Origin of the sequence: Burkholderia sp. SIMBA_062, from assembly GCF_046534765.1 — a bacterium.
Classification (GTDB): Bacteria; Pseudomonadota; Gammaproteobacteria; order Burkholderiales; family Burkholderiaceae; genus Burkholderia; species Burkholderia ambifaria.
In genome coordinates this window covers 1-234 of record NZ_JAWRYD010000646.1, presented here as the reverse complement: position 1 = coordinate 234, position 234 = coordinate 1, and the positions used below count along the sequence as shown (strand labels likewise).

1 pseudogene is annotated in these 234 nt (G+C 65.0%); it reads left to right on the top strand.

Annotation, left to right across the window (positions count from 1 at the left end):
• A pseudogene (locus SB786_RS37775) lies at positions 1 to 234 on the top strand (GlxA family transcriptional regulator); the annotation flags it as partial.

Below are 234 nucleotides of genomic sequence, written 5' to 3'. Positions count from 1 at the left end.
CTATATCGTGGACGGCCACGTCTGGACATCGGCGGGCATTGCCTCCGGAATCGACCTGGCGCTCGGACTGATCGAGCGCGACATGGGCGCGGACGTCGCGCGTGCGGTGTCCAGGCTGCTGGTCGTGCCGTATCGTCGACCGGGCGGCCAATCGCAATTCTCCGCCATGTCGCAGATGGAGCCGGAATCGGATCGCATCCGCATTGCGCTGAACTTCGCACGCGAACATCTGGC